The organism is Bradyrhizobium cytisi, from assembly GCF_008123515.1.
Taxonomy (GTDB): domain Bacteria; phylum Pseudomonadota; class Alphaproteobacteria; order Rhizobiales; family Xanthobacteraceae; genus Bradyrhizobium; species Bradyrhizobium cytisi.
Genome location: NZ_VSSR01000001.1, coordinates 73,265 through 97,518 on the forward strand (window position 1 = coordinate 73,265; position 24,254 = coordinate 97,518).

The 24,254-nt window shown below is 64.3% G+C and carries 24 protein-coding genes; 14 read left to right on the top strand and 10 right to left on the bottom strand.

Annotation, left to right across the window (positions count from 1 at the left end):
- The first annotated feature begins 58 nt into the window (after positions 1–58).
- Positions 59–3,865, top strand: a complete 3,807-nt coding sequence (locus tag FXB38_RS00315; protein WP_187434582.1) for a YhdP family protein — start codon at positions 59–61, stop codon at positions 3,863–3,865.
- Between the two features lie 220 nt (positions 3,866–4,085).
- On the opposite strand, the gene FXB38_RS00320 is transcribed toward FXB38_RS00315, so the two are convergent.
- A complete protein-coding gene (locus FXB38_RS00320; RefSeq protein WP_148748790.1) occupies positions 4,086–5,777 on the bottom strand; it encodes a methyl-accepting chemotaxis protein in 1,692 nt (563 codons plus the stop codon).
- On the opposite strand from FXB38_RS00320, the gene FXB38_RS00325 reads away from it, so the two are divergent.
- A complete protein-coding gene (locus FXB38_RS00325; RefSeq protein ID WP_148748791.1) occupies positions 5,760–5,999 on the top strand; it encodes a hypothetical protein in 240 nt (79 codons plus the stop codon). The two genes, FXB38_RS00320 and FXB38_RS00325, sit on opposite strands and share 18 nt — an antisense overlap.
- Before the next feature lie 135 nt (positions 6,000–6,134).
- Here FXB38_RS00325 and FXB38_RS00330 read toward each other — a convergent pair whose 3' ends face one another.
- From FXB38_RS00330 to tyrS, 3 genes are all read right to left on the bottom strand, one after another.
- Positions 6,135–6,572, bottom strand: a complete 438-nt coding sequence (locus tag FXB38_RS00330; RefSeq protein WP_148748792.1) for a DoxX family protein — start codon at positions 6,570–6,572, stop codon at positions 6,135–6,137.
- A gap of 220 nt (positions 6,573–6,792) precedes the next feature.
- Positions 6,793–8,049 (bottom strand): MFS transporter, encoded by a 1,257-nt coding sequence (locus FXB38_RS00335; protein WP_148748793.1) that lies wholly within the window; start codon positions 8,047–8,049, stop codon positions 6,793–6,795.
- Between the two features lie 55 nt (positions 8,050–8,104).
- Entirely contained in the window at positions 8,105–9,358 is a 1,254-nt protein-coding gene (gene tyrS / locus FXB38_RS00340; RefSeq protein WP_148748794.1) for a tyrosine--tRNA ligase, read from the bottom strand.
- Positions 9,359–9,523: 165 nt separating this feature from the next.
- On the opposite strand from tyrS, the gene FXB38_RS00345 reads away from it, so the two are divergent.
- The 3 genes from FXB38_RS00345 (at position 9,524) to FXB38_RS00355 (ending at position 11,705) form a co-directional block, all read left to right on the top strand.
- The gene (locus tag FXB38_RS00345; RefSeq protein ID WP_148748795.1) at positions 9,524–10,627 is read left to right on the top strand and encodes an anhydro-N-acetylmuramic acid kinase; all 1,104 of its coding nucleotides are present in this window, start codon (positions 9,524–9,526) and stop codon (positions 10,625–10,627) included.
- A 73-nt stretch (positions 10,628–10,700) separates the two neighbouring features.
- The gene (locus tag FXB38_RS00350; RefSeq protein ID WP_148748796.1) at positions 10,701–11,378 is read left to right on the top strand and encodes a glutathione S-transferase family protein; all 678 of its coding nucleotides are present in this window, start codon (positions 10,701–10,703) and stop codon (positions 11,376–11,378) included.
- 3 nt (positions 11,379–11,381) lie between these two features.
- Positions 11,382–11,705, top strand: a complete 324-nt coding sequence (locus tag FXB38_RS00355; protein ID WP_148748797.1) for a DMT family transporter — start codon at positions 11,382–11,384, stop codon at positions 11,703–11,705.
- A gap of 15 nt (positions 11,706–11,720) precedes the next feature.
- Here the strand turns inward: FXB38_RS00355 and FXB38_RS00360 are convergent, their stop codons facing one another.
- The 4 genes from FXB38_RS00360 to FXB38_RS00375 all read right to left on the bottom strand — a co-directional run bounded on the left by FXB38_RS00360 (position 11,721) and on the right by FXB38_RS00375 (position 14,527).
- The gene (locus tag FXB38_RS00360) at positions 11,721–12,011 is read right to left on the bottom strand and encodes a DUF1330 domain-containing protein (protein ID WP_148748798.1); all 291 of its coding nucleotides are present in this window, start codon (positions 12,009–12,011) and stop codon (positions 11,721–11,723) included.
- A gap of 43 nt (positions 12,012–12,054) precedes the next feature.
- A complete protein-coding gene (locus FXB38_RS00365; protein ID WP_148748799.1) occupies positions 12,055–12,567 on the bottom strand; it encodes a DUF1697 domain-containing protein in 513 nt (170 codons plus the stop codon).
- Between the two features lie 7 nt (positions 12,568–12,574).
- Positions 12,575–13,222 carry an alpha/beta hydrolase gene (locus FXB38_RS00370; RefSeq protein ID WP_007591562.1) on the bottom strand — a complete coding sequence of 216 codons (648 nt, stop codon included), beginning with the start codon at positions 13,220–13,222 and terminating at the stop codon, positions 12,575–12,577.
- 354 nt (positions 13,223–13,576) lie between these two features.
- The gene (locus tag FXB38_RS00375; RefSeq protein WP_148748800.1) at positions 13,577–14,527 is read right to left on the bottom strand and encodes a LytTR family DNA-binding domain-containing protein; all 951 of its coding nucleotides are present in this window, start codon (positions 14,525–14,527) and stop codon (positions 13,577–13,579) included.
- 44 nt (positions 14,528–14,571) lie between these two features.
- Between FXB38_RS00375 and FXB38_RS00380 the strand changes: the two genes are divergently transcribed.
- The 9 genes from FXB38_RS00380 (at position 14,572) to FXB38_RS00420 (ending at position 22,426) form a co-directional block, all read left to right on the top strand.
- Complete coding sequence (locus tag FXB38_RS00380) at positions 14,572–14,805, top strand: hypothetical protein (protein WP_246229564.1); 234 nt, start codon at positions 14,572–14,574, stop codon at positions 14,803–14,805.
- Between the two features lie 50 nt (positions 14,806–14,855).
- A complete protein-coding gene (locus tag FXB38_RS00385; RefSeq protein ID WP_148748801.1) occupies positions 14,856–15,995 on the top strand; it encodes a cysteine desulfurase family protein in 1,140 nt (379 codons plus the stop codon).
- Positions 15,996–16,120: 125 nt separating this feature from the next.
- Positions 16,121–17,617: a Fe-S cluster assembly protein SufB gene (gene sufB, locus FXB38_RS00390; protein WP_148748802.1), complete on the top strand. Its 1,497-nt coding sequence runs from the start codon at positions 16,121–16,123 to the stop codon at positions 17,615–17,617.
- Positions 17,618–17,678: 61 nt separating this feature from the next.
- On the top strand, positions 17,679–18,431 hold the full coding sequence (gene sufC / locus FXB38_RS00395) for a Fe-S cluster assembly ATPase SufC (protein WP_148748803.1): 753 nt from the start codon (positions 17,679–17,681) through the stop codon (positions 18,429–18,431).
- A gap of 11 nt (positions 18,432–18,442) precedes the next feature.
- Positions 18,443–19,747: a Fe-S cluster assembly protein SufD gene (gene sufD / locus FXB38_RS00400; RefSeq protein WP_148748804.1), complete on the top strand. Its 1,305-nt coding sequence runs from the start codon at positions 18,443–18,445 to the stop codon at positions 19,745–19,747.
- Positions 19,744–20,991, top strand: coding sequence for a cysteine desulfurase (locus FXB38_RS00405; RefSeq protein WP_148748805.1), 1,248 nt, complete (start codon positions 19,744–19,746; stop codon positions 20,989–20,991). The genes sufD and FXB38_RS00405 overlap by 4 nt, the downstream gene beginning before the upstream one ends.
- Positions 20,988–21,359 (top strand): SUF system Fe-S cluster assembly protein, encoded by a 372-nt coding sequence (locus FXB38_RS00410; protein ID WP_148748806.1) that lies wholly within the window; start codon positions 20,988–20,990, stop codon positions 21,357–21,359. The genes FXB38_RS00405 and FXB38_RS00410 overlap by 4 nt, the downstream gene beginning before the upstream one ends.
- A 49-nt stretch (positions 21,360–21,408) precedes the next feature.
- Positions 21,409–21,819 (top strand): HesB/IscA family protein, encoded by a 411-nt coding sequence (locus FXB38_RS00415; protein ID WP_148748807.1) that lies wholly within the window; start codon positions 21,409–21,411, stop codon positions 21,817–21,819.
- Positions 21,820–21,985: 166 nt separating this feature from the next.
- Positions 21,986–22,426, top strand: coding sequence for a TfoX/Sxy family protein (locus FXB38_RS00420; protein ID WP_148748854.1), 441 nt, complete (start codon positions 21,986–21,988; stop codon positions 22,424–22,426).
- Positions 22,427–22,488: 62 nt separating this feature from the next.
- Here the strand turns inward: FXB38_RS00420 and fabA are convergent, their stop codons facing one another.
- The gene (gene fabA, locus FXB38_RS00425; protein WP_148748808.1) at positions 22,489–23,019 is read right to left on the bottom strand and encodes a bifunctional 3-hydroxydecanoyl-ACP dehydratase/trans-2-decenoyl-ACP isomerase; all 531 of its coding nucleotides are present in this window, start codon (positions 23,017–23,019) and stop codon (positions 22,489–22,491) included.
- A gap of 113 nt (positions 23,020–23,132) precedes the next feature.
- Positions 23,133–24,200 carry a GGDEF domain-containing protein gene (locus tag FXB38_RS00430; RefSeq protein WP_148748809.1) on the bottom strand — a complete coding sequence of 356 codons (1,068 nt, stop codon included), beginning with the start codon at positions 24,198–24,200 and terminating at the stop codon, positions 23,133–23,135.
- Positions 24,201–24,254: the final 54 nt, after the last annotated feature.

Consider the following 24,254-nt stretch of genomic DNA (forward strand, 5'->3'; position numbering starts at 1 on the left):
TTGAACGCGCTCCCGGGGCGAAATGACGAACAGCAGGAACATTCGAGGTATGGCGCCAATGCCGGGGCGGGAAGCGTCGATTCCCGTCGACGGCTGCGGTCCCGGCGGCGCTCGATCCTATGACGGGCGCCTGTATCGAGAGGCAATGGCTAGGAATACGTCGCCCCAGGATCACAATCGGGACGTCGATCGGCGCGGCGGTCATCACACGCTGCCGGAATGGGACGAGGCCGACTGGGATCAAGACCAGGAAGAGGAGGCGGGTCATCGCGCACGCCGCCTGTTGTCGCGTTCCAGTTCGCGCATCCCCGTCGGTGACGGTTTCTCAGCGTTTCGGCGGGTGCTGCCGAGCGGACGCTGGCTGCGCTGGATGGCTCTCGTCCTCGGCGCCCTGATCGTCATCTTCGTCGGCTGCTTTGGAGCGCTGTGGTGGCGCCTTGGTGCCGGTCCGATCAATCTCGACCTGGCGACGCCCTGGCTCGCCGCTGCCATCGAGGACAATATTGGCCACGGTAACACCGTGGAGGTCGGCGGCACCCAGATCGAGCGCGCCGGGCGGGTCCGGATTGCTGTGCGTATCCGCGACATCATCGTCCGCGATCACGACCATGCCATCGTCGCCAGCGCACCGAAGGCCGAGGTGCGGCTGTCGGGGGCAGCACTTCTCACCGGACATCTGCGCGCCGAAAGCCTCAACCTCGTCGATGCCGAGCTTGCGATCCGGATCGCACCTGACGGGACCGTCACGGTGTCAGCCGGCGACACGGCGAAGCCGCTCGCAACCGGCGTCGCGTCCAAGAAGGAAGCGGGCCTGCCGCCGACATTCCCGCGCAATGGCGTTCCGCCGCCGCCCTTCGGGATGGCGCCTGCGACCCCCGACGCGTCCCTGGCCGCACCTCAGCCGGTCGCGCAGAGTGGAATTCTTCAGGGCCTCGACTGGCTCGACAGCCTGAGCTTGACCGGCCTCGACGGCCAGAACCTCAACGAGATCGGTCTCAAGAACGGCAATCTGATCGTCGACGATCAGCAGCGCGGCAGCAAATGGACGTTTGAGAACATCACGCTCAGCCTGCGCCGACCGACCCATGGCGGCGTCGCGCTCAGCTTCGGCGAAGAGGGCGCGCGCCCGTGGTCGCTGCGCGCCACGATCGGACCGAGCGAGAATGGCGTACGCTCGATCGATATCCGCGCCGACAAGGTCTCGACCGCCAACATCCTGCTCGCGCTGCGCGTCAAGGACCTCACCTATACGGCCGACCTGCCTCTGACCGGCGAGCTCAAGGGTGAGCTCGGCCGCGACGGCGTGCCGACGTTCTTCCGCGGCAAGGTCATGATCGGCGCGGGCAATATCATCGACACCGACACGCCCGATTATCCGATGGCGATCGACTCGGCCGAGATCAACGTCGAGTGGGATGCGGGACGGCGGGTGCTGGTCGCACCGTTCAAGATCATCTCCGGCGCCAATCGCATGACTCTGCTCGCCCACCTCGAGCCGCCCAACGGCACCACCAACGACTGGCAGCTCGGCTTCAGCGGCGGTTCGATCCTGCTCGGTGGCATCGACAACGAGCCGCCGCTCGTCTTCAACCGTATCGCGATCGGCTTCCGCTTCGACACCGATCACAAGCGCATGCTGCTGACGCAGGCTGACATCTCCAACGGCGAGATCGGCGTCGCCGGCACCGGCGCGATCGATTATTCCGGCGAGCCGCGCCTGACGCTCGGCTTTGCGGGAACGCCGATGTCGGCCTCCGCGCTGAAGCGGATGTGGCCGACACTGGTGGTGCCCGAGTTGCGCCAATGGGTGATCGAGCGGATCGAGCGCGGCACGCTTCAACGCATCGAGGTCGGCATCAACTCGCCGACGCGGAACCTTCCGCGCAAGGGACCGCCCATTCCCGATGACGGCCTGTCGGTCAACATCGTGGCAAGCGGCGTCGCGGTTCGTCCCGTTGACGGCATGCCGATTGTGCACGACGCCGATCTGAAGGCCCACGTGACCGGACGCACCGCCACCGTGAATATCGCTCAGGGCATTGCCGACACGCCCGCGGGCCGCAAGATCACCATCTCCGACTTCACCTTCGAGGTGCCGGACATGGCGCCGAAACCCTCGCCGTCGCGGACCCGATTCCGTGTCGATGGTCCGGTGCCGGCGGCGGCCGAAATGTTGTCCAACGATCGCCTGAGCGATCTGTCGTCGACCGTCGTCGATCCCAACACGGCCAAGGGCACCTTCACGGCCAATATCCAGCTCGGCCTGCCGGTCAAGGGCGAGCTGACCAGGGCGGACACCGTCTACGCCGTCACTGCCGATCTCAACGGCTTTGCTGCCGACAAGCTGGTGATGAACCAGAAGCTCGAGGCCAACAATCTCAAGATCGTCGCCAACAACCAGGGCTACCAGGTCAAGGGCGACGTCAAGATCAACGGGCAGGCGGCCTCGCTCGACTACCGCAAGGCGACCGATGGCGATGCGGACGTCAAGCTGCAGACGACGCTGGACGACGCCGGCCGTGCGCGCCTTGGCTTCGACCTCAGTCCTGCCGTCAGCGGGTCGGTGCCGGTCAAGGTGTCGGGCAGGATTGCCGGTGGCCCTGACCAGACCACGAAGCTCGGCATCGAGGCTGACCTCACCTCGGTCAAGCTCGACAACATCCTGCCCGGCTGGGTCAAGCTGCCGGGCAAGTCGAGCAAGGCGACGTTCAAGGTGGTGCCGACGGCACAGTCGACCCGGCTCGATGACATCGTCATCGAAGGCGGCGGCGCCTCGATCAAGGGCTCGCTGGAAGTCGACCCGAACGGCGACCTCATGAATGCGAACTTCCCGATCTACGCGCCGTCCGATGGCGACAAGACGTCGCTGAAGGTGGAGCGCGGTCAGGACGGCGTGGTCCGTGGCACGATGCGCGGCGACGTCTTCGACGGCCGCGGCTTCCTGAAGTCGGCGATCTCAGGCAATTCCAAGGACGACGGCAAGAGCAAGCTGAAGAACGTCGATTTCGACATCGACATGAAACTCGGTACGGTCGCGGGCTTCAACGGCGAGGCGATGCGCAGCGTCGATGCCAAGGTGTCGAAACGCAGCGGGGCGATCAAGGCGTTCTCGCTGAGCGGCCGGATCGGCCAGAACACGCCGGTAGCGGCGGACTTGCGCGGCGGGCGTGCGCAGGGCAGCCGCGAGGTAATCTATCTCCAGACCAATGATGCCGGATCGCTGCTGAAGTTCACCGACACCTATACCAAGGCGATCGGCGGCCAGATGGTGGTGGCGATGGAGCCGCCGACATCCGAGCCGACCACGGCGCGCGAAGGTCTCATCAACGTGCGCGACTTCACGGTGAAGGGCGAGGCGCAGCTGGAGCGCGTCGCCGCGGGCGCGCCGAACGGCACTCCGGGGGGCAGCGGCGTTTCCTTCAGCGCCTTGCGTGCCGAGTTCACCCGGCAGAACGGCGCGCTCACGGTCCGCGATGGCCTGGTCAAGGGGCCGATGATCGGCGCCACCATCGAGGGGTCGATCGATTATCCCGGCAACCAGGTGTGCATGAGCGGCACCTTCGTGCCGATGTATGGCGTGAACAACATCTTCGGCCAGATCCCGTTATTTGGCCTCTTCCTCGGCGGCGGCGACAAGGAGGGGCTGATCGGCGTCACCTACGAGGTCGTCGGCACGCCTGCGGCTCCCGTGATGCGCGTCAATCCGATCTCCGCGATGGTGCCCGGCGTGTTCCGCAAGATCTTCGAGTTCAACACCGGCAAACAGAACACGCCGTTCGACGAGCTGCCGTCGTCGCAGTCTGGCGACAGCCCGACGACCACGGCAAGGCCGCTGTCGAGCGGTTGCAAGCTCTCGCAGCGTTAAGCGCAGAAGGCCGCTTCGTCGCGGCTCAAATCATCTGTGGCCATCCTTCGAGACGCCCGCCTCCGGCGAGCCCTCAGGATGAGGTCAGGTCTTGCTGCCAGATATCGAATCCCACCATAAGCACGACCTCATCCTGAGGAGATCGCGAAGCGATCGTCTCGAAGGATAGGCCACGAATGCGGTCGCACGGTACGGTCCGGACCAATCGAGACCGCGCCGTTTACGCCGCGCGCACGCCCGCCAGGAACGTGCCAACTTCGCCCGAGAGCTGCTCGGCCTGCTTGGAGAGGTTTGACGCGGCAGTGAGGACCATGCCCGCGGCATTGCCCGTCTCGTTGGCTGCCGTGCTGACGCCAGTGATGTTGGTAGTGACTTCCTTGGTCGCCTCGGCGGTCTGCGAGACGCTGCGGGCGATCTCGGCGGTGGCAGCGCCTTGCTCCTCGATCGCGGCGCCGATCGAGGTGGCGATGCGGCTGACCTCCTCGATGGTCGCGGTGATGCCGCCGATGGCGTCCACGGCCTCCTTGGTCGCTCCCTGGATCTGGGCGATCTTGTCGCCGATCTCGCGGGTGGCTTCCGCGGTCTGGCTCGCCAGCGATTTCACTTCGGAGGCGACGACGGCGAAGCCGCGGCCGGCCTCTCCGGCGCGCGCGGCCTCGATGGTGGCATTGAGCGCGAGCAGATTGGTCTGCGCGGCGATGCTAGAGATCAGCTCGGCGACGTGCTCGATCTGTTGGGCGCCGTCGGACAGCGCGCGCACGATGGTGTCGGTGTGGCGTGCGCTCTCGACCGCGCGGCCGGTGACTTCGGCCGATTGCGCGACCTGACGGCTGATTTCAGTGATGGAGGAGGAGAGCTCTTCGGCGGCGGCCGCCACCGTCTGGACGCGCTGGCTGGCTTCGGTCGCGGCCGAGCCGACCACGGCGGCGCGGCGGTTGGTGCCCTCGGCGGTCGACGACATCGACTTGGCCGTGGTCTCCAGCTCGCCGGAGCCCGAGGCCATCAGGCCGACGAGCTGACCGACCGACGCATCGAAGCGGTCGGCGAGGGAAATCAAAGCGTCGCGCTTTTCCTGCTCGCCGCGGGCCTTGGCCGCGACCTGTTCGGCTTCCAGCGTGCGCGCCGTCAAGGCGGTCTGCCTGAGCACTTCGAGCGTCTCGGCCATGCGGCCGATCTCGTCGCCGCGATCGGTCTCCTCGACCGGCTTGTCGATGGCGCCGTCGGCGATGTCCTGCATGCGGGTCTTCTGGCGGTCGAGTGCGCTGAGCACGTCGCGGGCGATCAGCCAGGACAGCGCTATCAGCAGCATCAGGCCGCCGCCGATCGCGGCGAGCTCGAGCGTGAGCGCGCGCACGTCGGCGTCGATATCGTCGACATAGAGGCCGTAACTGATCGTGGCGTTCCAGGGCGTGAACTGGCGGACGAACACGGTCTTGCGGACGGGCTCGGTCTGGCCGGGACGCGGGTAGAGATAGGATGTGACGCCGCCCTGCGGCGCCTGCCTGGCGGCGTTGAGCTGAGCATCGGCAATCAGGACGCCATTGGAATCCTTGGCGCCTGTGATCTTGCCTTCGAGCTGCGGATTGGCGCCGTTGACCAGGATCGACGTGTCGGGATTGTAGACGACAGGATAGCCCTGGCCGCCGCCGAACTTCATGTTGCGGGCACGCTGGCGAAACTGCAGCTTGGCCTCGTCCGCCGTCATCTTGCCGGCGGCGGCGTCATCCTGGAAACTCTGCGCGAGGCCGTGGAGCAGGTCGACCGCGGCCTTCATCTGCTGGACCCGGTCGTCCATCATGCGGCTCTTGCTGAGCACGGTCGATCCCGCGATGATGGCCGTGACTGTGAGGGCTGCGAGGCACACCATGCTGGCAAGCTTGGTGCGGATCTTCAGATGGCTCAGCAGCTTCATCACAGCCCCTACGACATGTTTGTTATTGCTCTCATGGCTAACATGAAGTTCTTACCAATCATGAAGACAGGCGTGCGCGCGGCCGCCGCGCGGGTGATCCTTCGCAGCCCTATGCGCAATCGTGCAGGCAAATCGCGACGCGATGCCGTGCGCCGGTATTTTTGCGGGAACAGAAAGATTTCAGACTTTGATTGTGATCGAGCCTGGCTGGACGGGCAATGAACCGATTCGTTCACCGCATCGTCATGTCCGTGCTTCTTGTGGCGGCCCTCGTTCTCATTTGGAACGTGCTGGGCTCGCGCTGAACCGGCACCGGCGAAATGCCAGTGCCGGGTCTGCGGATCGGTTGCGCGCGCCTCAGCGCCGCGCGAAGGCGCCGCCCGGTGCGTCACTCTCCTTGCCGATCAGCGCATCGACGCTGACCGGACCACCGCCCGCTGCCGAGACGTAGAGGCAGGCGAAGCAGAACAGGATCGCGGCGGTGCCGCCGTTGAGCAGCGGCAGGAGCACCGGCGTGCCTGTCTTGAGCATGTGGCCCATGAAGTAAGCGAACGCCATTTCGCCCGACAGGATGAAAGCTGATAGCCGGGTGAACAGGCCGAGCATCAGGGCCGCACCGAGCACCAGCTCGAGCGTGCCGGCCGCATAGATCAGCGGCGGGATGTCGGCGAAGTAGGGCAGCGCAGGAAACTTGAACAGCTTGGCAACGCCGTACTGGAACAGCAGCAGTCCAGTGATGAAGCGAAACAGGCTCAAGAGAACCGGCTGAAAGCGAGTGAGATAAGGAAAGTTCATTGGTTTGTGCCCTCCATCCAATGCTGCGACTAGGACCGCATTCGGTTCCGCCCTGCAAGCTGCGCCAGGTCAATTTGCGCTGACATTTTTGTCATATCGGTCAAAACACCGCAGGCTGTGATTTTAGCCGCGCGCCATCCGCATTTTCTGAGCATCTACGCGTCGTGCCCGCCCGTAGTTCCCCGGTGACGCGAATGAGTTCAGGTTACCTCCGGGAAACCTAGCGCCGCAAGGCGGGCACGATCAGGAATGGGATCATTCCGAGCACCACGCTCGCAAGTGCGAACACGAGCAGCGCGTTATAGCCGTGGGTGGCGTCATGGATCAGGCCGCCGCTCCAGGAGCCGAAGGCCGAGCCCGAACCGCTGCCGATCGAGATCGTGCCGTAGATGGTGCCGACCCGCTTGCCCCGAAAAATCTTCATCGCAGTTGCGGTGATCAGCGGTCCGCGCGAGCCCATCATGCTGCCGAAGCAGACGACGAAGCCGGTCAGCAGGATGAGGTTCGGCGAATATTGCAACAGCCAGAGCAGGGCGATGCCGAGGATCGAGATCGCGTAGCTCAGCAGCACGGACGGCCGGCGCCCGATCAGCCCGTCGAGCGCGGACACCCCGATCATGCCGAACACCAGCACCACGCCGGAAAAACCCCAGGCGGTTGCGGCCTGGAGCGGGGGAAAGCCCGCATCGATCAGATAGGCCACGATCTGGGCCGCGATCGCATACATGCCGACGGCGGTGAAGAAGAAGGTCGAGAACAGCGCCCAGAAGGCATGGTGACGCATCGCGCTCAGAAGCGTCCAGCCGTCGTCGATGAAATCCGGATCGGTCTTCTTGACGACATGAGGCGAGCCCAACGCGAACAGGCGCCACGGCAGCAGCATGAGCGGCACCAGCAGACCAAGCGCGGCGAAGCCGTAGACCTGATAGGTCTCGCGCCAACCGAGATGATCGATCAGCAGCTGCGAGGCCGGCAGCAGCGCCAGCACGCCGCCGCCCATCGCCGAGTACACCACCGCCATCGCGGTCGGCAGCTTTGGCCCGAACCAGCGGCCGAGCAGGATCGAGTTCGGCACGTTGCCGATAAAGGCGACGCCAATGCCGACGCACAATCCGATCGAGAGCTGAAATTGCCAGAGCGCCTGCGCATGGCCTGCGATCAGGAAGGCCGAGCCGAGCAGCAGCAGGCCGAGCGCGTAGACGATGCGCGGTCCGGAATGATCGAACAGGCGGCCAACCAGCGGCGCAGTCAGTCCGCTGATGAGCCAGGTCAGCGAGTAGATCGAAACCACCTGCGCGCGATCCCAGCCGAAATTTTCGGAGATCGGCTTGAGGAAGACGGTGAAGCTTTCGCTTAAGCCCCGCCCGAGCACGGCCAGCGTGAAGCACAGCGCGAGCACGACAAGCGCGGTGCGCACCGCGTCCTGCTGCGTGCTTCCTTGTTCCGTCGACGTTTCCCGGGGCGTGTTCTGATCCATTGCCGTCAGGGAGCGCGCATCGACGCGCCCTGACAAGCATCAAAAGCTCATACGCCTATGCAGGCTTGAGCAGGATGTGCTTCTTCTTGCCGAAGGACAACTTGATCACGCCTTCCGGCGTCAGATTGGCAGCCGACAGCGCCATCTTCTCGTCGGTGACGGGGCCGTCGTTGACGCGCAGGCCGCCGCCTTTGATCTGGCGCCGTGCCTCGCCATTGGAGGCGACGAGGCCCGCCTTGACGAAGGCGTTGAGCACGCCGAGTCCGGCCTCCAGCTCGCCGCGCGGAATTTCCACCGTCGGCAGGCTCTCGGCGAGTGCGCCTTCCTCAAAGGTGCGGCGTGCGGTCTCGGCCGCTTCGTTCGCTGCGTCGCGGCCATGCAGCAGCGCGGTCGCTTCCGTGGCGAGCACCTTCTTGGCCTCGTTGATCTCCGAGCCGCCGAGCGCTTCGAGCTTCTTGATCTCGCTCATCGGCAGCGTCGTGAACAGCTTCAGGAACTTGGCGACGTCGGCGTCCTCGGTGTTGCGCCAGTACTGCCAGAAATCATACGGCGAAAACTGGTCGGCGTTGAGCCACACCGCGCCTTGCGCGGTCTTGCCCATCTTGGCGCCCGATGCGGTCGTCAGCAGCGGCGTGGTCAGCGCGTACAGCTGATGCGTACCCATGCGGCGGCCGAGATCGACGCCCATAATGATGTTGCCCCATTGGTCGGAGCCGCCCATCTGCAAATGGCAGCCGGTCCGCTTGGCCAGTTCGACGAAGTCGTAGGCCTGGCAGATCATGTAGTTGAACTCGATGAAGCTCATCTCCTGCTCGCGCTCGAGGCGCAGGCGGACCGAATCCATCGTCAGCATGCGGTTGACCGAGAAATGCCGGCCGACGTCGCGCAGCATGTCGATGTAGTTGAGCTTGGTCAGCCACTCGGCATTGTCGAGCATGATGGCGTCGCTCTTGCCGTCGCCGTAGCGCAGCACTTTTGCGAACACGCCCCGGATCGAAGCCTTGTTGGCCTCGATCTCGGCGACGGTGCGGATCGCGCGCGTCTCGTCCTTTCCGGAGGGGTCGCCGACCATGGTGGTGCCGCCGCCCATCAGCGTGATCGGCTTGTTGCCGGACTGCTGAAACCAGTGCAGCAGCATCATGGTCAGATAGTTGCCGATGTGCAGCGAAGGAGCGGTGCAATCGTAGCCGACATAGGCGATCGCCTCGCCCTTGGCGGCGAGCGCGTCCAGCCCCTCGAAATCGGAGCACTGGTGGATGAAACCACGTTCCTGCAGGGTGTTGAGGAAATCCGATTTAAATGCAGTCATCTGTCGGCATGCCTGACAATTCTTGGTTTACTGTTTTGGGAGCAATTTAAGGGTCCTCCGCCGGAACTGGATTGCTGCCCGCCACTTGGCGCTGTGGCATTATAAGATGTGTCCCTCTGGCACAAGATCGGCATGCCGGAGGAAGGGTTTTGAGGACGCTGATCCATGATGTTGACGGCACTCGGTTTGATGAGCGGCACCTCGCTGGACGGGGTGGACGTCGCGCTGATCGAAACCGACGGAAAGCAGGTGAAAGCGTTCGGGCCGTCCGGCTACCGGCCCTATAGCCCGGCGGAGCGCAACCTGCTGCGCCAGGCGCTGTCCGAGGCCGTGCATCTGCCGCAACGCGATGCCCGGCCCGGGATCCTGGCCGAGGCCGAGCGCGCAGTAACGCTGGCGCATGCCGAGGCGGTGGCCGCCTTCGTCGCCCAGAACCGGATGAAGCCGGAGGACATCGACATCGTCGGCTTCCACGGCCAGACCGTGCTGCACCGGCCCGAGCGGCGGCTGACGGTGCAGATCGGCGATGCGCTGGCGCTGGCCAAAGCCATCCATATCCCCGTGATGCACGACTTCCGCGCGGCGGACGTCGAGGCCGGCGGGCAGGGCGCGCCGTTCGTGCCGGTCTACCACCGGGCGCTCGCCAATTCGCTGGCGCGCGAAGGGCCGATCGTCGTGGTCAATATCGGCGGCGTCTCCAACATCACCTATATCGACGGCAACGACACGCTGATCGCCTGCGACACCGGGCCCGGCAACGCGCTGCTCGACGATTTCATGTACCGCACCATGAACCAGGCGTTCGATACGGAAGGAAAGTTTGCGGCGCTCGGCAAGGCCGACGAGGCCTGGATCGCCCGCGCGCTGGAATTGCCGTTCTTCGCAAGCCCGCCGCCGAAATCGCTCGACCGCAACGATTTTGTCGCGCTGAAGCTGGGCGATGTGCCGCCGGCCGATGGCGCCGCGACGCTCACCGCTTTCACTGCGGCTGCGATCGCGCGCGTCATTCCGTTGCTGCCGCGGCGGCCGCGAAGCTGGATCGTCTGCGGTGGAGGCGCCCGCAACCTGACCATGCTGCGCTTGCTGCGGGAGCGGGTCGGCACGGCCACCGTCGAGGCAGCCGAGACGCTCGGCTGGGCCTCCGACGCGATCGAGGCGCAGGCCTTCGGCTTCCTCGCCGCGCGCGGCCTGAAGGGCCTGCCGCTGTCCTATCCGAGCACGACAGGCGTGCCGATGCCGATGACGGGCGGGGTGATCGCGCGGCCCTGAGGCGCAGGGGTCTTGACGAGTCCATGCAAGTGCATCTATGTTAATGCAACTGCATCAAACCGCCGGATTGGCCATGACCGCTTCGCTCAAACTGATCAGCCACAAGCTTTGCCCCTATGTGCAGCGCGCGGTGATCGCGCTCAAGGAGAAGGGCGTGCCGTTCGAGCGGGTCGATATCGATCTCGTCAACAAGCCGGACTGGTTCCTGAAGCTCTCGCCGCTCGGCAAGGTGCCGGTGCTGGTGGTGACGACCGACAAGGGCGAGGTCGCGCTGTTCGAGAGCAACGTGATCTGCGAGTACATCGAGGAGACGCAAGCCGGCGCAAAGCTGCATCCGGCCGATGCCCTCAAGCGTGCCGAGCACCGCGCCTGGATGGAGTTCGGCTCGGCGATCCTCGGCGATCTCTGGGGCCTGGAGACCACGACCGATCCCGCGACGTTCGAAAGCAAGCGTCAGGCGCTGGTGACGAAGTTCGCGCGCGTCGAGACGGCACTGGGCGCAGGCCCGTTCTTCGCCGGCGAAGCGTTCAGCCTGGTCGATGCGGTGTTCGCGCCGGTCTTCCGCTACTTCGACCTGTTCGATGAACTAACCGAGCATGGCATCTTCAGCGATGTCCCCAAGGTGCGCGCGTGGCGGAGCGAGCTCGCAAAACGTCCGAGCGTGCGCACTGCGGTCGACGCCGACTATCCGCAATTGCTGCGCGCCTTCCTGGTGCGCCACGACGCTCATCTCTTGAAGCTTGCGGCCTGAGCTATGTCGCAGTCTCTGGCCTGGCTGATGCTGGTGATCGCCGGCGCACTCGATGTCGGCTGGGCAATCTCGATGAAATATGCCGAAGGCTACACGCGCATCGGTTGGAGCATCGTTTCGCTGGTGCTGCTCGCCGCCTTTGTCTTCCTGCTCGGGCGTGCGTTGAAGGTGCTCGAGGTCGGCGTCGCCTATTCGGTATGGACCGGAATAGGCGCCGCCGGAACCTTCGCCATGGGCGTCGTGCTGTTCGGCGAGGCCTTGAGCGCGATGAAGCTTGCGGGCATCGCGCTGGTGCTGATGGGGATCGTCGCGCTGAAGCTGGCCTAGGCGGCGCCACAGCGATCAGGTGCAGCCGTCGGCAAGCAGCAGCTTGCTCGTCGTCGTGGCGTGGCGCAGCTTGAAGAGGTCCTGGATGTCGGGATCGTCCAGGAAAGCTTGCGCCTTCTTGCGCTCCGGAAATTCAATGATGACGAGGCGCTCGGGCGCCCAATCACCCTCGATCGTGGTCGGCTCCACGCCGCGGACGATGTAGCGCCCGGAGTGCTTGGCGATCAAGGCGGGAATTTCAGCGATATATGTCTTGAAGCCGGCGACGTCGTTCACCGACAGGTCGAGCACCAGATACGCCTTCAATGTTTCTCTCCCGAACCGGGCGATGTCATCCTCGGTCAGCTAGCTAGAGCTCCAGGGCCATCTTCGCTAGGGTCGCGATGGTGTTCATGTTGCGCGCGGTGCCGGTCTTGGCGGCGGGGATCACGAGTTTTGAAGTCCCCATGCCGTCGCGGTAATGCACGTAGATCTCGCGGCGGCCGAGCTTGACCTCTTCGCCCTTCTGACCGCGAATTTCGGCGAGCGTGTCCGCGGGCGGCGCCTTGTCGAGGAAGATCGCGACCGTGCGGTTGGGCGCCATTTTGGCAAACGGATTGTCGGCCAAAACCTTTGCCATCTCGCTATCGCTGCGCACGAGCACACCGAGCGGCACGCCGGCGTAGGTGTGCAAACGCTTTTCCAGCGCGGCTTTGATCGCGGATTCCGATTTGCGGCTGGTAAAGACCACATTGCCGCTGGCGATGTAGGTGCGCACGGCACCGAAACCGAGCTCTTCGCACATCGTCTTGAGTTCGGTCATCGGCAGCTTGCCGGTACCTCCGACATTGACCGCGCGCAGCAGGGCTACGAACGCGGTCATGTCAATCTCAGCGCACGTTGGCGAGGCGCATATCCAGATACGCCGTGATGGTTTCCATCAGCGGCTCGAGCTTGGCGTCGAAGAAGTGGTTGGCGCCGGGGATGACCTGCTGGTCGATCACGATGCCCTTCTGGGTCTTCAGCTTCTCGACCAGCGTGTTGACGTCCTTCGGCGGCACCACCGCATCCTTCTCGCCGTGCACGATCAGGCCCGACGACGGGCAGGGCGCGAGGAACGAGAAGTCGTAGAGGTTGGCCGGCGGCGCGATGGAGATGAAGCCTTCGACCTCGGGACGGCGCATCAAAAGCTGCATGCCGATCCAGGCGCCGAACGAGAATCCGGCGACCCAGCAGGCGCGCGCCTCGGGATTGATCGTCTGCGCCCAGTCGAGGGCTGCTGCGGCATCCGACAATTCGCCGGTGCCGTGGTCGAACGAGCCCTGGCTGCGGCCGACGCCGCGGAAATTGAAGCGCAGCACCGAGAAGCCGCGATGCGCGAAGGCGTAGTAGCACTGGTAGATGATCTGATGATTCATCGTGCCGTGAAACTGCGGATGCGGATGCAGGACCATCGCAATCGGCGCGTTCTTCTGCTTGGCCGGGTGATAGCGGCCTTCGAGGCGGCCGGCGGGGCCAGTGAAAATAACTTCAGGCATGGGTGATCTCTTGATTGATGTCCTGGAGAGGCGGTTCTCCGCAATCAACCGATTGTGGCCTCATCGGCAGCGACGCCGGCGAGAGCGCGAATGGAAGGACGAGAAGGCGTGCGCCTCGCGGTGATGCGCAAATGGCGCGCGGTGACTTGACGGCCGCGTTCTAACATAGGCTGCGGGGCTAAAAGCAAGCATCTTCGACATCTGCCAATGTGCTCAAGAACTTAGGCTCATCATCGCGGTGTCATGCCAATGGCAGCCGGGGTGGAGCGGGGTCATGGCCCGGTTCGCATCTGTAGCGGCAACTGATTGGAATCACGATCATTTATCGACCGTCGGGCGATCGGCGGTGACGATTCACACAGGTGCGGTACGCCCTCCAAGCGAGGCGACCGCGGGCCGGTAGCGGCGACTGCCCCCGAGCGTCTGCCCGTTGTCGAACGTGAGCTCGAAGTCCCCTGAGGGCTTGAAGTCGACGCCGCTCACGCGGTCGAGATTGGCAAGCCTGGTCCGGTGCACGCGCACGATGGCGAAGCGGGCGAGCTCGCTTTCGGTTGCGGCCAACGTGCCGCGGATCAGGTGCTGGGTGCCGTTGGCGAGGATGTATTCGATGTAGTTGCCGGCGGAGGCGACCCAGAGGATGTCACGCGGCGCGACGCGGACGCGGCTGGTGCCATCCCGGAGCCAGATCAGATCGGATGATGGTTGCTCCTGCGCAGCGGCCGGCATGGACGCGGCCGCGCGGGCGGCCTTCCTCAGCTCACGCCGGCTTTCGATCAGCCAGAGCGTTGCCCCCAGCAGCAGAGCGGTGACGGCATCTTTGCGGAACTCGTACAGGACCACCGCTAGCGAGAAGTGGAAGTCGTAGCCGCCTCCCGCGAGCCAAAGCAGGAATTTCCGCAAGCCCACCATGCCGGTGATGTGGAGGGCCGAGAAGCCGAGCACGGCGACCGCAGCGATTCCGATCCGTATCGCCAGCCCATGTGCCTGGCGCATGCGCCGCACGGCCAGCGTCAGGATCGGCACCAGCAGCAGGATGACGATGATGCTCGACAGCTCCCAGAACAGCCGCCGGCCAATGTCATAGCTGTCGCCGCGCCAGGCGGCGTCCTGCGCGCCCGAGAGCGCATTGACGACACCGATGGCGAGCGCGACGGCTGCGATCGCAGCAAACATCGTCCATTCGCCACTGATCCCGCCGCGCCAACCGCTCGTCCCGGACGCCGGCGCCTCGTCCCCTAGCGCCCGGTCCTGATCCCAAACCGTTTCGACGCGCTCCGTTTCGGGGGCATCTTGGCTGTCAGTCATGGCCCGAAAACCGCGTTTGCCGTCCCGTCAAGGAGCAGAGAACCATGTCAACACCGCAGCAAGTTTCGATTTCGGAACGACGCATCGATCTGGATTGGGTGCGGATTTTAGCCTTCGGGCTCTTGATCTTCTACCACGTCTGCATGCTCTACGTGTCCTGGCGGTTTCACATCAAGAGCGACGAGATCGCGCGTCGGATCGCCTGGCTGCGGCCCCTGTTCGGGCTGCGGATGGAGTCCCGTTCCGTTGGCGGAATTGCGCAGCAACAGCCGGCCTGATGTGCGGCGGCGGCTGATTGGCGCGAGGAGAAAAGGTGCTAAGAGGACGCATGCCAAGCCGCGTCTATCTCGACTGGAATGCGACCACGCCGCTGCGCGCCGAGGCGCGTGCAGCGGTGCTGGCCGCTTACGAGCTGATCGGCAATCCGTCCTCGGTCCACGCCGAGGGACGGGAGGCGCGGCGGCTGGTCGAGGACGCACGTAGCTCGCTTGCGGCAGCCATCGGCGCTCTGCCGCGGAACGTGGTGTTCACCTCCGCCGGAACCGAGGCCAATGCGCTGGCGCTGTCGCCCGGCTTGCGCAGCCGATCGGGTGAGCCGGTGCGGCGGCTCCTGGTTTCCGCGGTCGAGCACGCCTCGGTGCTGGCGGGCGGTCGATTCCCGGCCAGCGACATCGGCCAGATCCGGGTCACGCGATCTGGCGTGGTCGATCTCGATGACCTCCGCGCGCTCGTCGCCGCCGGCCCGCCGGCGCTGGTCTCGATCATGGCGGCCAACAACGAGACCGGCGCGCTCCAGCCGGTGGCTGAAGCAGCGCGGATCGTCCACGAGGCGGGCGGCCTCCTGCATGTCGACGCGATCCAGGCGCTCGGCAAAATTGCTTTCAATATTAACGCGGTAGGCGCGGATTTTGCGAGCTCTTCTGGGCACAAGATCGGCGGCCCCAAAGGCGTCGGCGCGCTGGTCGTTGCCGAGGGGCTTGCCGGGTTGGAGCCGGTGCTGCGTGGCGGCGGACAGGAGCTCGGCCGGCGGGCGGGAACCGAGAATGTCGCCGGTATCGCTGGCTTTGGGGCAGCGGTGAGAGCCGCCCTTGAGGCTCTGCCGGAAGATGCGGAGCGCATGACAAGTCTAAGAGACAGCTTGGAAAATGGTATTCGGGGCATTGCCGGGGCGAGCATCTTCGCGGAAAACGTGAAGAGGTTGCCAAATACCGTCCTGTTCACCGCGCCGGGGCTCAAGGCCGAGACTGCCGTGATCGGCTTCGACCTCGAAGGCATCGCCGTCTCCTCCGGTTCGGCCTGTTCCTCCGGCAAGGTCCAGCCGTCCCACGTGCTCTCGGCGATGGGGTACGACGCCAGCGTGGCCCAGGGAGCGGTGCGCCTCAGTCTGGGCTGGTCCACGCAGCCGGGGGACATCAATCGGTGCCTGGAGGCTTGGCGAAAGCTCGGCAATACCCTACTTAGAGGCTAAGCGACGAAACACGGCTTGAACGGTTCTAAGCCCGTGCTTTCCGCCAAAAAACATCGTAAGAAACATCGTAATACTCGTCCGAGTTTGATCCACCGCGGTCCTTGAAACCGCGAGCGGAGGATAGAATGCCAGCCGTCCAAGAGACGGTCGAGCGCGTCAAGCGCATCGACGTCGACCAGTATCGTTATGGGTTTGAGACCCTGATCGAATCCGACAAGGCCCCCAAGGGGCTGTCGGAAGAGACCGTCAAGTTCATCTCCGAGAAGAAGAACGAACCCGCCTGGATGCTCCAGTGGCGGCTTGAGGCCTATCGGCGCTGGCTGACCATGACGGAGCCGACCTGGGCGCGCGTCGACTATCCCAAGATCGACTTCCAGGACCTCTATTACTATTCGGCGCCGAAACCGAAGAAGACGATCACCTCGCTCGACGAGATCGATCCGGAGATCCTGAAGACCTACGAGAAGCTCGGCATCCCCTTGCGGGAAGTGGCCATGCTCGAGGGCGTCGAGCCCAAGGTGGGCGAGGAAGATCCGGCCCGCCGCAAGATCGCGGTCGATGCCGTGTTCGATTCGGTTTCGGTGGCGACCACGTTCAAGGCCGAGCTGAAGAAGGCCGGCGTGATCTTCATGCCGATCTCGGAGGCGATCCGCGAGCACCCCGAGCTGGTGCAGAAATATCTGGGCTCGGTGGTTCCGACCTCGGACAATTTCTACGCGACGCTGAACTCGGCGGTGTTCTCCGACGGCTCGTTCGTCTACGTGCCGCCAGGCGTGCGCTGCCCGATGGAGCTGTCGACCTATTTCCGCATCAACGAGCGCAACACCGGCCAGTTCGAGCGCACGCTGATCATCGCGGACAAGGGCTCGTACGTCTCCTATCTCGAGGGCTGCACCGCGCCGCAGCGCGACGAGAACCAGCTGCATGCCGCCGTGGTCGAGCTCGTCGCGCATGACGACGCCGAGATCAAATATTCGACGGTGCAGAACTGGTACCCGGGCAATTCGGAAGGTAAGGGCGGCATCTACAATTTCGTCACCAAGCGTGGCGACTGCCGCGGCAACCATTCCAAGATCTCCTGGACCCAGGTCGAGACCGGTTCGGCGATCACCTGGAAGTATCCGAGCTGCATTCTCCGCGGTGATAATTCCCGTGGCGAGTTCTACTCGATCGCGATCTCGAACGGTTACCAGCAGGTCGACTCTGGCACCAAGATGATCCACCTCGGCAAGAATACGTCGAGCCGCATCATCTCCAAGGGCATCGCCGCCGGCAAGTCGCAGAATACCTATCGCGGCCTCGTCACCGCGCACCGGAAAGCGACCGGCGCGCGCAACTTCACGGCCTGCGATTCGCTGTTGATCGGCGACAAATGCGGCGCGCACACCGTGCCCTACATCGAGGCCAAGAACTCCTCGGCGACGTTCGAGCACGAGGCGACGACCTCGAAGATCTCCGAAGACGTGCTGTTCTACTGCGTCCAGCGCGGGCTCTCTCAGGAAGAAGCAGTTGGCTTGGTCGTCAACGGCTTCGTCAAGGACGTGCTCCAGCAGCTCCCGATGGAGTTCGCGGTGGAAGCGCAGAAGCTGATCTCGATCTCGCTTGAAGGGTCGGTTGGCTAATTGCCGACCCTCGCGGTGCGCTCAGGCGCTCCAACATCAATTGAATGAACTGGATGCCAAGATGGCTTTGCTTGAAGTGAAAGACCTGCAGGTTCGTGTCGAGGAGCGTGAGATCCTCCATGGGCTCACTCTGACTGTGAACGAGGGTCAGATCCATGCGATCATGGGGCCGAACGGCTCCGGCAAGTCGACGTTGTCCCATGTCATTGCCGGCAAGCCCGGCTATGAGGTCACTGGCGGCCAGATCCTGTTCAAGGGCGAGGACCTCCTGGAGATGGCTCCCGAGGAGCGGGCTGCCAGGGGCGTGTTCCTCGCATTCCAGTATCCGGTCGAGATTCCCGGTGTTACCACCATGAATTTCCTGCGAACCGCACTGAATGCCCAGCGCAAGGCCCGCGGCGAGAGCGAATTGATGGTGCCGGACTTTCTGAAGAAGGTCCGCGAGGTCTCGAAGTCGCTGAACATCCCCCAGGACATGCTCAAGCGCGGCGTCAATGTTGGCTTCTCCGGCGGCGAGAAGAAGCGCAACGAGGTGCTCCAGATGGCGCTGTTCGAGCCGAGCCTGTGCATCCTCGACGAGATGGATTCCGGCCTGGACATCGATGCGCTGCGTATCGCAGCCGACGGCGTCAACGCGCTGCACTCGCCCAAGCGTGCGATGGTCGTGATCACCCACTATCAGCGGCTGCTGAACTACATCGTGCCCGACGTGGTGCACGTGATGTCGAAGGGCCGCGTCGTGAAGAGCGGCGGCAAGGAACTGGCGCTGGAGCTGGAAGCGTCCGGCTACACCCAGTTCGAGGATGCCGCGTAAGGAATCTTGCAATGAACGTTGCTGTGGCAAAGACCGGAAAGGGCCGCGCGGTGAGCGATCTCTTCACCAGCGCCGAAGGCCGGCTGCCGGGTTCGCCGTCCGTGATCGCGGCGCGCCGCGAGGCGTTCGAGACCTATGAGCGTCTCGGCTTGCCGCACCGCCGGATCGAGGAATGGAAATACACCGACCTGCGCGCGCTGGTCGGCGAGGTGCTGCCGCTTGCGGTCGCGCCCGATGCGGCCGCTCTGAAACGCGCCGCGGACGCCATCAAGGCGCATGCGATCGAGGGTGCCCGCAAGCTGGTGCTGGTCGACGGCGTGTTCGCCGCCGATCTGTCAGACGTCAAGGCGCTCGCCACCGAGGCGAGTTTCAAGACGTTGCGGGAGACGCTGGAGAAGGATGCGGGTCTCCTGAAGACCGCTGCCACCGACGCCGTGATCGCGCTCAACGCGGCGATGGCGACCGATGGCGTGGTGCTGTCGATTGCCGACGGCGCCCAGCTGTCCGCACCGATCCAGATCATCCACATCGCGACCGCAGCTTCCGCGGCGGCCTTCACCCGTTCGCAGGTCGCGATCGGGAAGGGCGCTCGCGCCACCATCGTCGAAAGTTTCGTGGCGGCTGGCGCCAAGGCCTACCAGATCAACGACGCCGTGCTCGTCACGATCGGTGACGATGCCGATGTCGCGCATATCCGCCTGATGGACGACGCGCCCGACGCGCTGAACGTAACCTCGCATTTCGTGACGGTCGGCGCCAACGTCAAGTTGAATTTCTTCAACATGACCACCGGAGCTGCCGTCAGCCGCCTGCAAGGCTTCATCACGCTGGCGGGTGAGGGCAGCGAGCTCTCGATCAACGGCGTCAACCTGTTGCAGAAGACCGAGCATGGCGACACCACGCTGGTCGTCGATCATGCGGTACCCAACTGCGTCAGCCGCGAGGTTTTTCGCGCTGTGATCGACGATCGCGCCCATTCGGTGTTCCAGGGCCGCATCATCGTTCGCCCCGATGCGCAGAAGACCGACGGCAAGATGATGACCCGTGCGCTGCTGCTCTCTGACGAAGCCGAGGCTGACAACAAGCCGGAGCTGGAAATCTTTGCCGACGACGTCTCCTGCGGCCACGGCGCCACCGCCGGCGCGCTGGACGAGAACCTGCTGTTCTATCTGAAGGCGCGCGGCTTGCCGGAGAAGCAGGCCCAGGCACTGCTGATCCAGGCTTTCGTGGGCGAGGCGATCGAGCAGATCGCTGACGACGGCTTGCGCGAGCATGTGATCGGCATTGCCGAGCGCTGGCTGGAGCGTCGGTCATGAGCACGCATCCCGCAGTCATGAACGGGTCTTATGACGTTGCGCGCGTGCGCGAGGACTTTCCGGCGCTCGCCATGCAGGTCTACGGCAAGCCGCTGGTCTATCTCGACAATGCGGCATCCGCCCAGAAGCCCAGCGCCGTGCTTGAGCGCATGACGCAGGCCTATACATCCGAATACGCCAACGTCCATCGCGGCCTGCATTATCTCGCCAACGCCGCGACCGAAGCCTATGAGGGCGGCCGCACCAAGGCCGCGCAGTTCATCAATGCTGCGCGGACCGAGGAAGTGATCTTCACGCGCAACGCGACCGAAGCGATCAATCTGGTCGCTTCCTCCTGGGGCGGGCCGAACATCAAAGAGGGTGACGAAATCGTCATCTCGATCATGGAGCACCACTCCAACATCGTGCCCTGGCATTTCCTGAGGGAGCGCCAGGGTGCCGTGATTAAGTGGGCGCCGGTCGACGACGAGGGCAATTTCCTCATCGACGAGTTCGAGAAGCTGTTGACGTCGAAGACCAAGCTGGTCGCGATCACGCAGATGTCTAACGCGCTCGGCACCATCGTGCCGGTCAAGGACGTCGTGAAGATTGCCCATGCCCGCGGCATTCCCGTGCTGGTCGACGGCAGCCAGGGCGCCGTGCATCTGCCCGTCGACGTCCAGGACATCGGCTGCGACTTCTACGTCTTCACCGGCCACAAGGTGTACGGTCCCACCGGCATCGGCGTGCTCTGGGCCAGGTATGACCACCTCGTCGCGATGCGCCCGTATAATGGCGGCGGCGAGATGATCCGCGAGGTCTCGCGCGATGTCGTCACCTATGGCGATCCCCCGCACAAGTTCGAGGCGGGCACGCCCGCGATCGTCGAGGCCGTCGGCCTTGGCGCGGCCATCGACTACGTCAATTCGATCGGCAAGGAGCGCATCGCTGCCCACGAGCACGATCTCGTCACCTACGCCCAGGATCGCTTACGCGAGATCAACTCGCTGCGGCTGATCGGCACCGCACGAGGCAAGGGCCCGGTGATCTCCTTTGAGCTCAAGGGTGCGCACGCCCATGACGTCGCCACCGTGATCGACCGCCAGGGCATCGCGGTGCGCGCGGGCACCCATTGCGTGATGCCGCTTTTAGAGCGGTTCAACGTGACGGCCACATGCCGGGCCTCGTTCGGCATGTATAATACGCGGGAAGAAGTCGATCATCTGGCACAGGCGCTGCTGAAGGCGCGGGATTTGTTCGCATGAGTGACACGGCCGAAATCAAAGCCAATCCGATGGAGACTCATTCGGCGCTGCCGCCGGAGGAGACCGAGCGTCTCACGACCGAGATCATCGCCGGCCTCAAGACCGTGTTCGATCCGGAGATCCCGGCCGACATCTACGAGCTGGGCCTGATCTACAAGGTCGAGATCAAGGACGATCGCTCCGTCGACGTGCAGATGACGCTGACGACGCCGAACTGTCCGGCCGCCGGCGAGCTGCCGACCATGGTCGAGAACGCGGTCGCCAGCGTTCCCGGCGTCGGCGTGGTCGACGTCAAGGTCGTCTGGGAGCCGGCCTGGTCGCCGGAACGCATGAGCGACGAGGCGCGCCTCGTCCTCAACATGTGGTGACGCGTAACCTCGATATTGAATTCGCTCGGCAACGGACCACATAGATAACATGACCCAGATCTCGTCCGGCTCGACACCAGCATCCACCCCGAAGCCGCGGCGCCCGCGCCCGCAGGTGATGCGGCTGACCGATGCCGCTGCCCAGCGGATCAGCGAGCTGACCCAGCGCGCCGATTCCGAGATCGTCGGCCTGCGCGTCGGCGTCAAGAATGGCGGCTGCGCCGGCCAGTCCTACACGGTCGAATACGCCCATGATATCCGCCCGACCGACGAGGTCGTCGAGGACAAGGGCGTTAAGATCCTGGTCGACCCCAAGGCCGTGCTGTTCCTGCTCGGCACCGAGATGGACTACAAGGCCGACAAGATGCAGGCCCAGTTCGTCTTCAACAATCCCAACCAGATCTCCGCCTGCGGCTGCGGCGAATCGGTCGAGCTGCGCCCGGCGCAGATCGACGGGTAGATTTCTCCGTCGTTGCTCTCGTGTCCCGGACGCGCTGCAGCGCGCTTGTGCTGCTGCGCAGAGCCGGGACCCACGCTATAGTCACCAGTACAAAGACGGCTGGGCCCCGGCTCAGCAGCGCACCGTTTCACGCTGCGCTGCATCCGGGGCACGAGAGAGCATGCCTATGGACCGCGAATTCCTGATCGACCTGTTCGCCGATTTCGGCCCCGTCGCCATCCGAAAGATGTTCTCCGGCTACGGCATCTCCGCCGACGGCATCAACTTCGCACTCGCCCTTCGCGCCGGCCTGTTCTTCCGCGCCGACGAGGTGACCATTCCCGATTTTGAAGCGGAAGGCTCAAAGCCCTTCCAGTATTCGACCCGCGCCAAGACCGTGCTTGTGAACTCCTATTGGGAGCTGCCGGCGCGCCTGTTCGACGATTCCGAGGAGCTGGCGCAATGGGCGAGGGCGGCGCTCGCCGCCGCCCAGCGCGCCAAGGTGAAGAAGCGCCCGAAGGGGAAGAAGGTCGCGAAGAAGGCGGAGCCGAAGAAGCCCGTTGCGAAAAAACGGCCAGCCAAGAAGTCGGTTCGTAGGGTTGGCAAAGTGAAGCGTGCCCACCGTTGAAGTCCCGGTGTGGAGAGATGGTGGGCACGGCGCAAGCGCGCCTTTGCCGACCGTACGGCACGTCACTCCGCGGCCTTGGTCAAACCAACCCGCATATCCTTCGCCACGAACACACAGGTGCCGTCAGCAAGCACGCGGCCGTCGGCTATCCCGAGCACCAGCTTGCCGCGGCGGACCATGCGCATGGTGACCTCGTAGCGCACGGATCGCGTCGTCGGCGTGATGGCGCCCGTGACCTCGACCTCGCCGACGCCGATGGCGCGGCCCTTGCCCGGTGAGCCCGACCAGCCGAGCCAGTAGCCGACCATCTGCCACATCGCATCCAGGCCGAGACTTCCCGGCATCATCGCGTCACCGCGATAGTGACAATCGAAGAACCAGTGGCCCGGCACAATGTCGAGCTCGCCGACGATATGGCCCTTGCCGAACTCGCCGCCGTTCAGGCTGAGTTCGGTGATGCGGTCCATCATGAGCATCGGCGGCGCCGGCAATTGCGCATTGCCCGGACCGAAATAGCCGCCTTCGCTCGATCTCAGCAGCTCGTCCCTGGTGTAAGACGGTTGTGGCCTGTGAAAATCATGAGGATTGGGCACGACAACAAGTCCTCGATACGCGCGATCAGACGTTGCAGGTGGCGAGGAAGATGTCGTCCGTCAGGTTGGAATGTCAAGCGCGGCCCGCGTCTCTCGGCCCGCAGTGTCCCGCCTCACGCCACCCGGTTGTGTGTCTCGACCGCGTATTCCGGGTCGACTTCGCAGATCACGCGGTTGCGGCCGTTGCGCTTGGCGGCGTAGAGGCAGGCATCCGCACGCTCGATCAGGGCATCGGTATCGTCACCCTGCTTCAGCATGGAGACGCCGACGGAGATGGTGACACGGCCGAGGATCTCGCCGGTCGATTTCTTCTTCAGCTCCTTCGCCATCACGGCGCGGCGGATGTGATCGGCGACGGTGAGAGCCTGGCGCAGCGCGGTGTTGGGCAGCAGCACGGCGAACTCCTCGCCGCCATACCGCGCGGTGATGTCCTGGCCCTTGATGGTCTGCTTCATGGACAGGCCGACCAGGCGCAGCACTTGGTCGCCGGTGAGATGGCCGTAGGAATCGTTGAACGACTTGAAATGGTCGATGTCGAACAGCAGCAGTGACAGCGGCTCGCCCGAGGCGAGTGCGTTCTGCACCGCCATGCCGATCATGCGGTCGAAATATTTGCGGTTGCCGAGCCCGGTCAACGGATCGGTCAGGCTCTCGGCGCGGATCGCCTCGAGGCTGTGCTGGAGATTGCTGATCTCGTTCTTAGACAGTGTCAGCCGGCCTTCCAGCGCCTTGTTGGTCTCGCGCATCTCGTCGGTCGAACGCAGCAGCGTCTCGACGATCGCCTTGATCTGCTCGCGGCTCTTGGCCGAGGACAGTTGCTCGGTCGCGCGCGACAGGCTGGTGTCGTAGGCGCCGGTCATCCCGAGCGCGTCGCTCAAGACGGACATCACGTCGTCGATCTCGCCGATGACGCGCGCGCCGACCTTGTCAATGCGGTCGGTCGTTTTGATGTGGGAGAGATAGGTGTCGTAGATCTGCTCGAGATCGGCTTCGGTCAGCTTGCCGCTACGTGCCAGCGTCTCGTTGATGATCTTGTTGAGCGGGGCATTGTAGCCGGTCGCGTAGACGTACCAGATCTCGTAATTGCGGGGAATTGCGGTTTGCTTCAGCGACCGGATCTGACCGAGCGCCACCTCGGCAAACGCCATCGTGCGTTCATGTTCATCGAGAACCTTGACCACAGAACATACCCCACAACGGTCGATGCGCTCGCGACCGCAGCAATGCTTAAATTA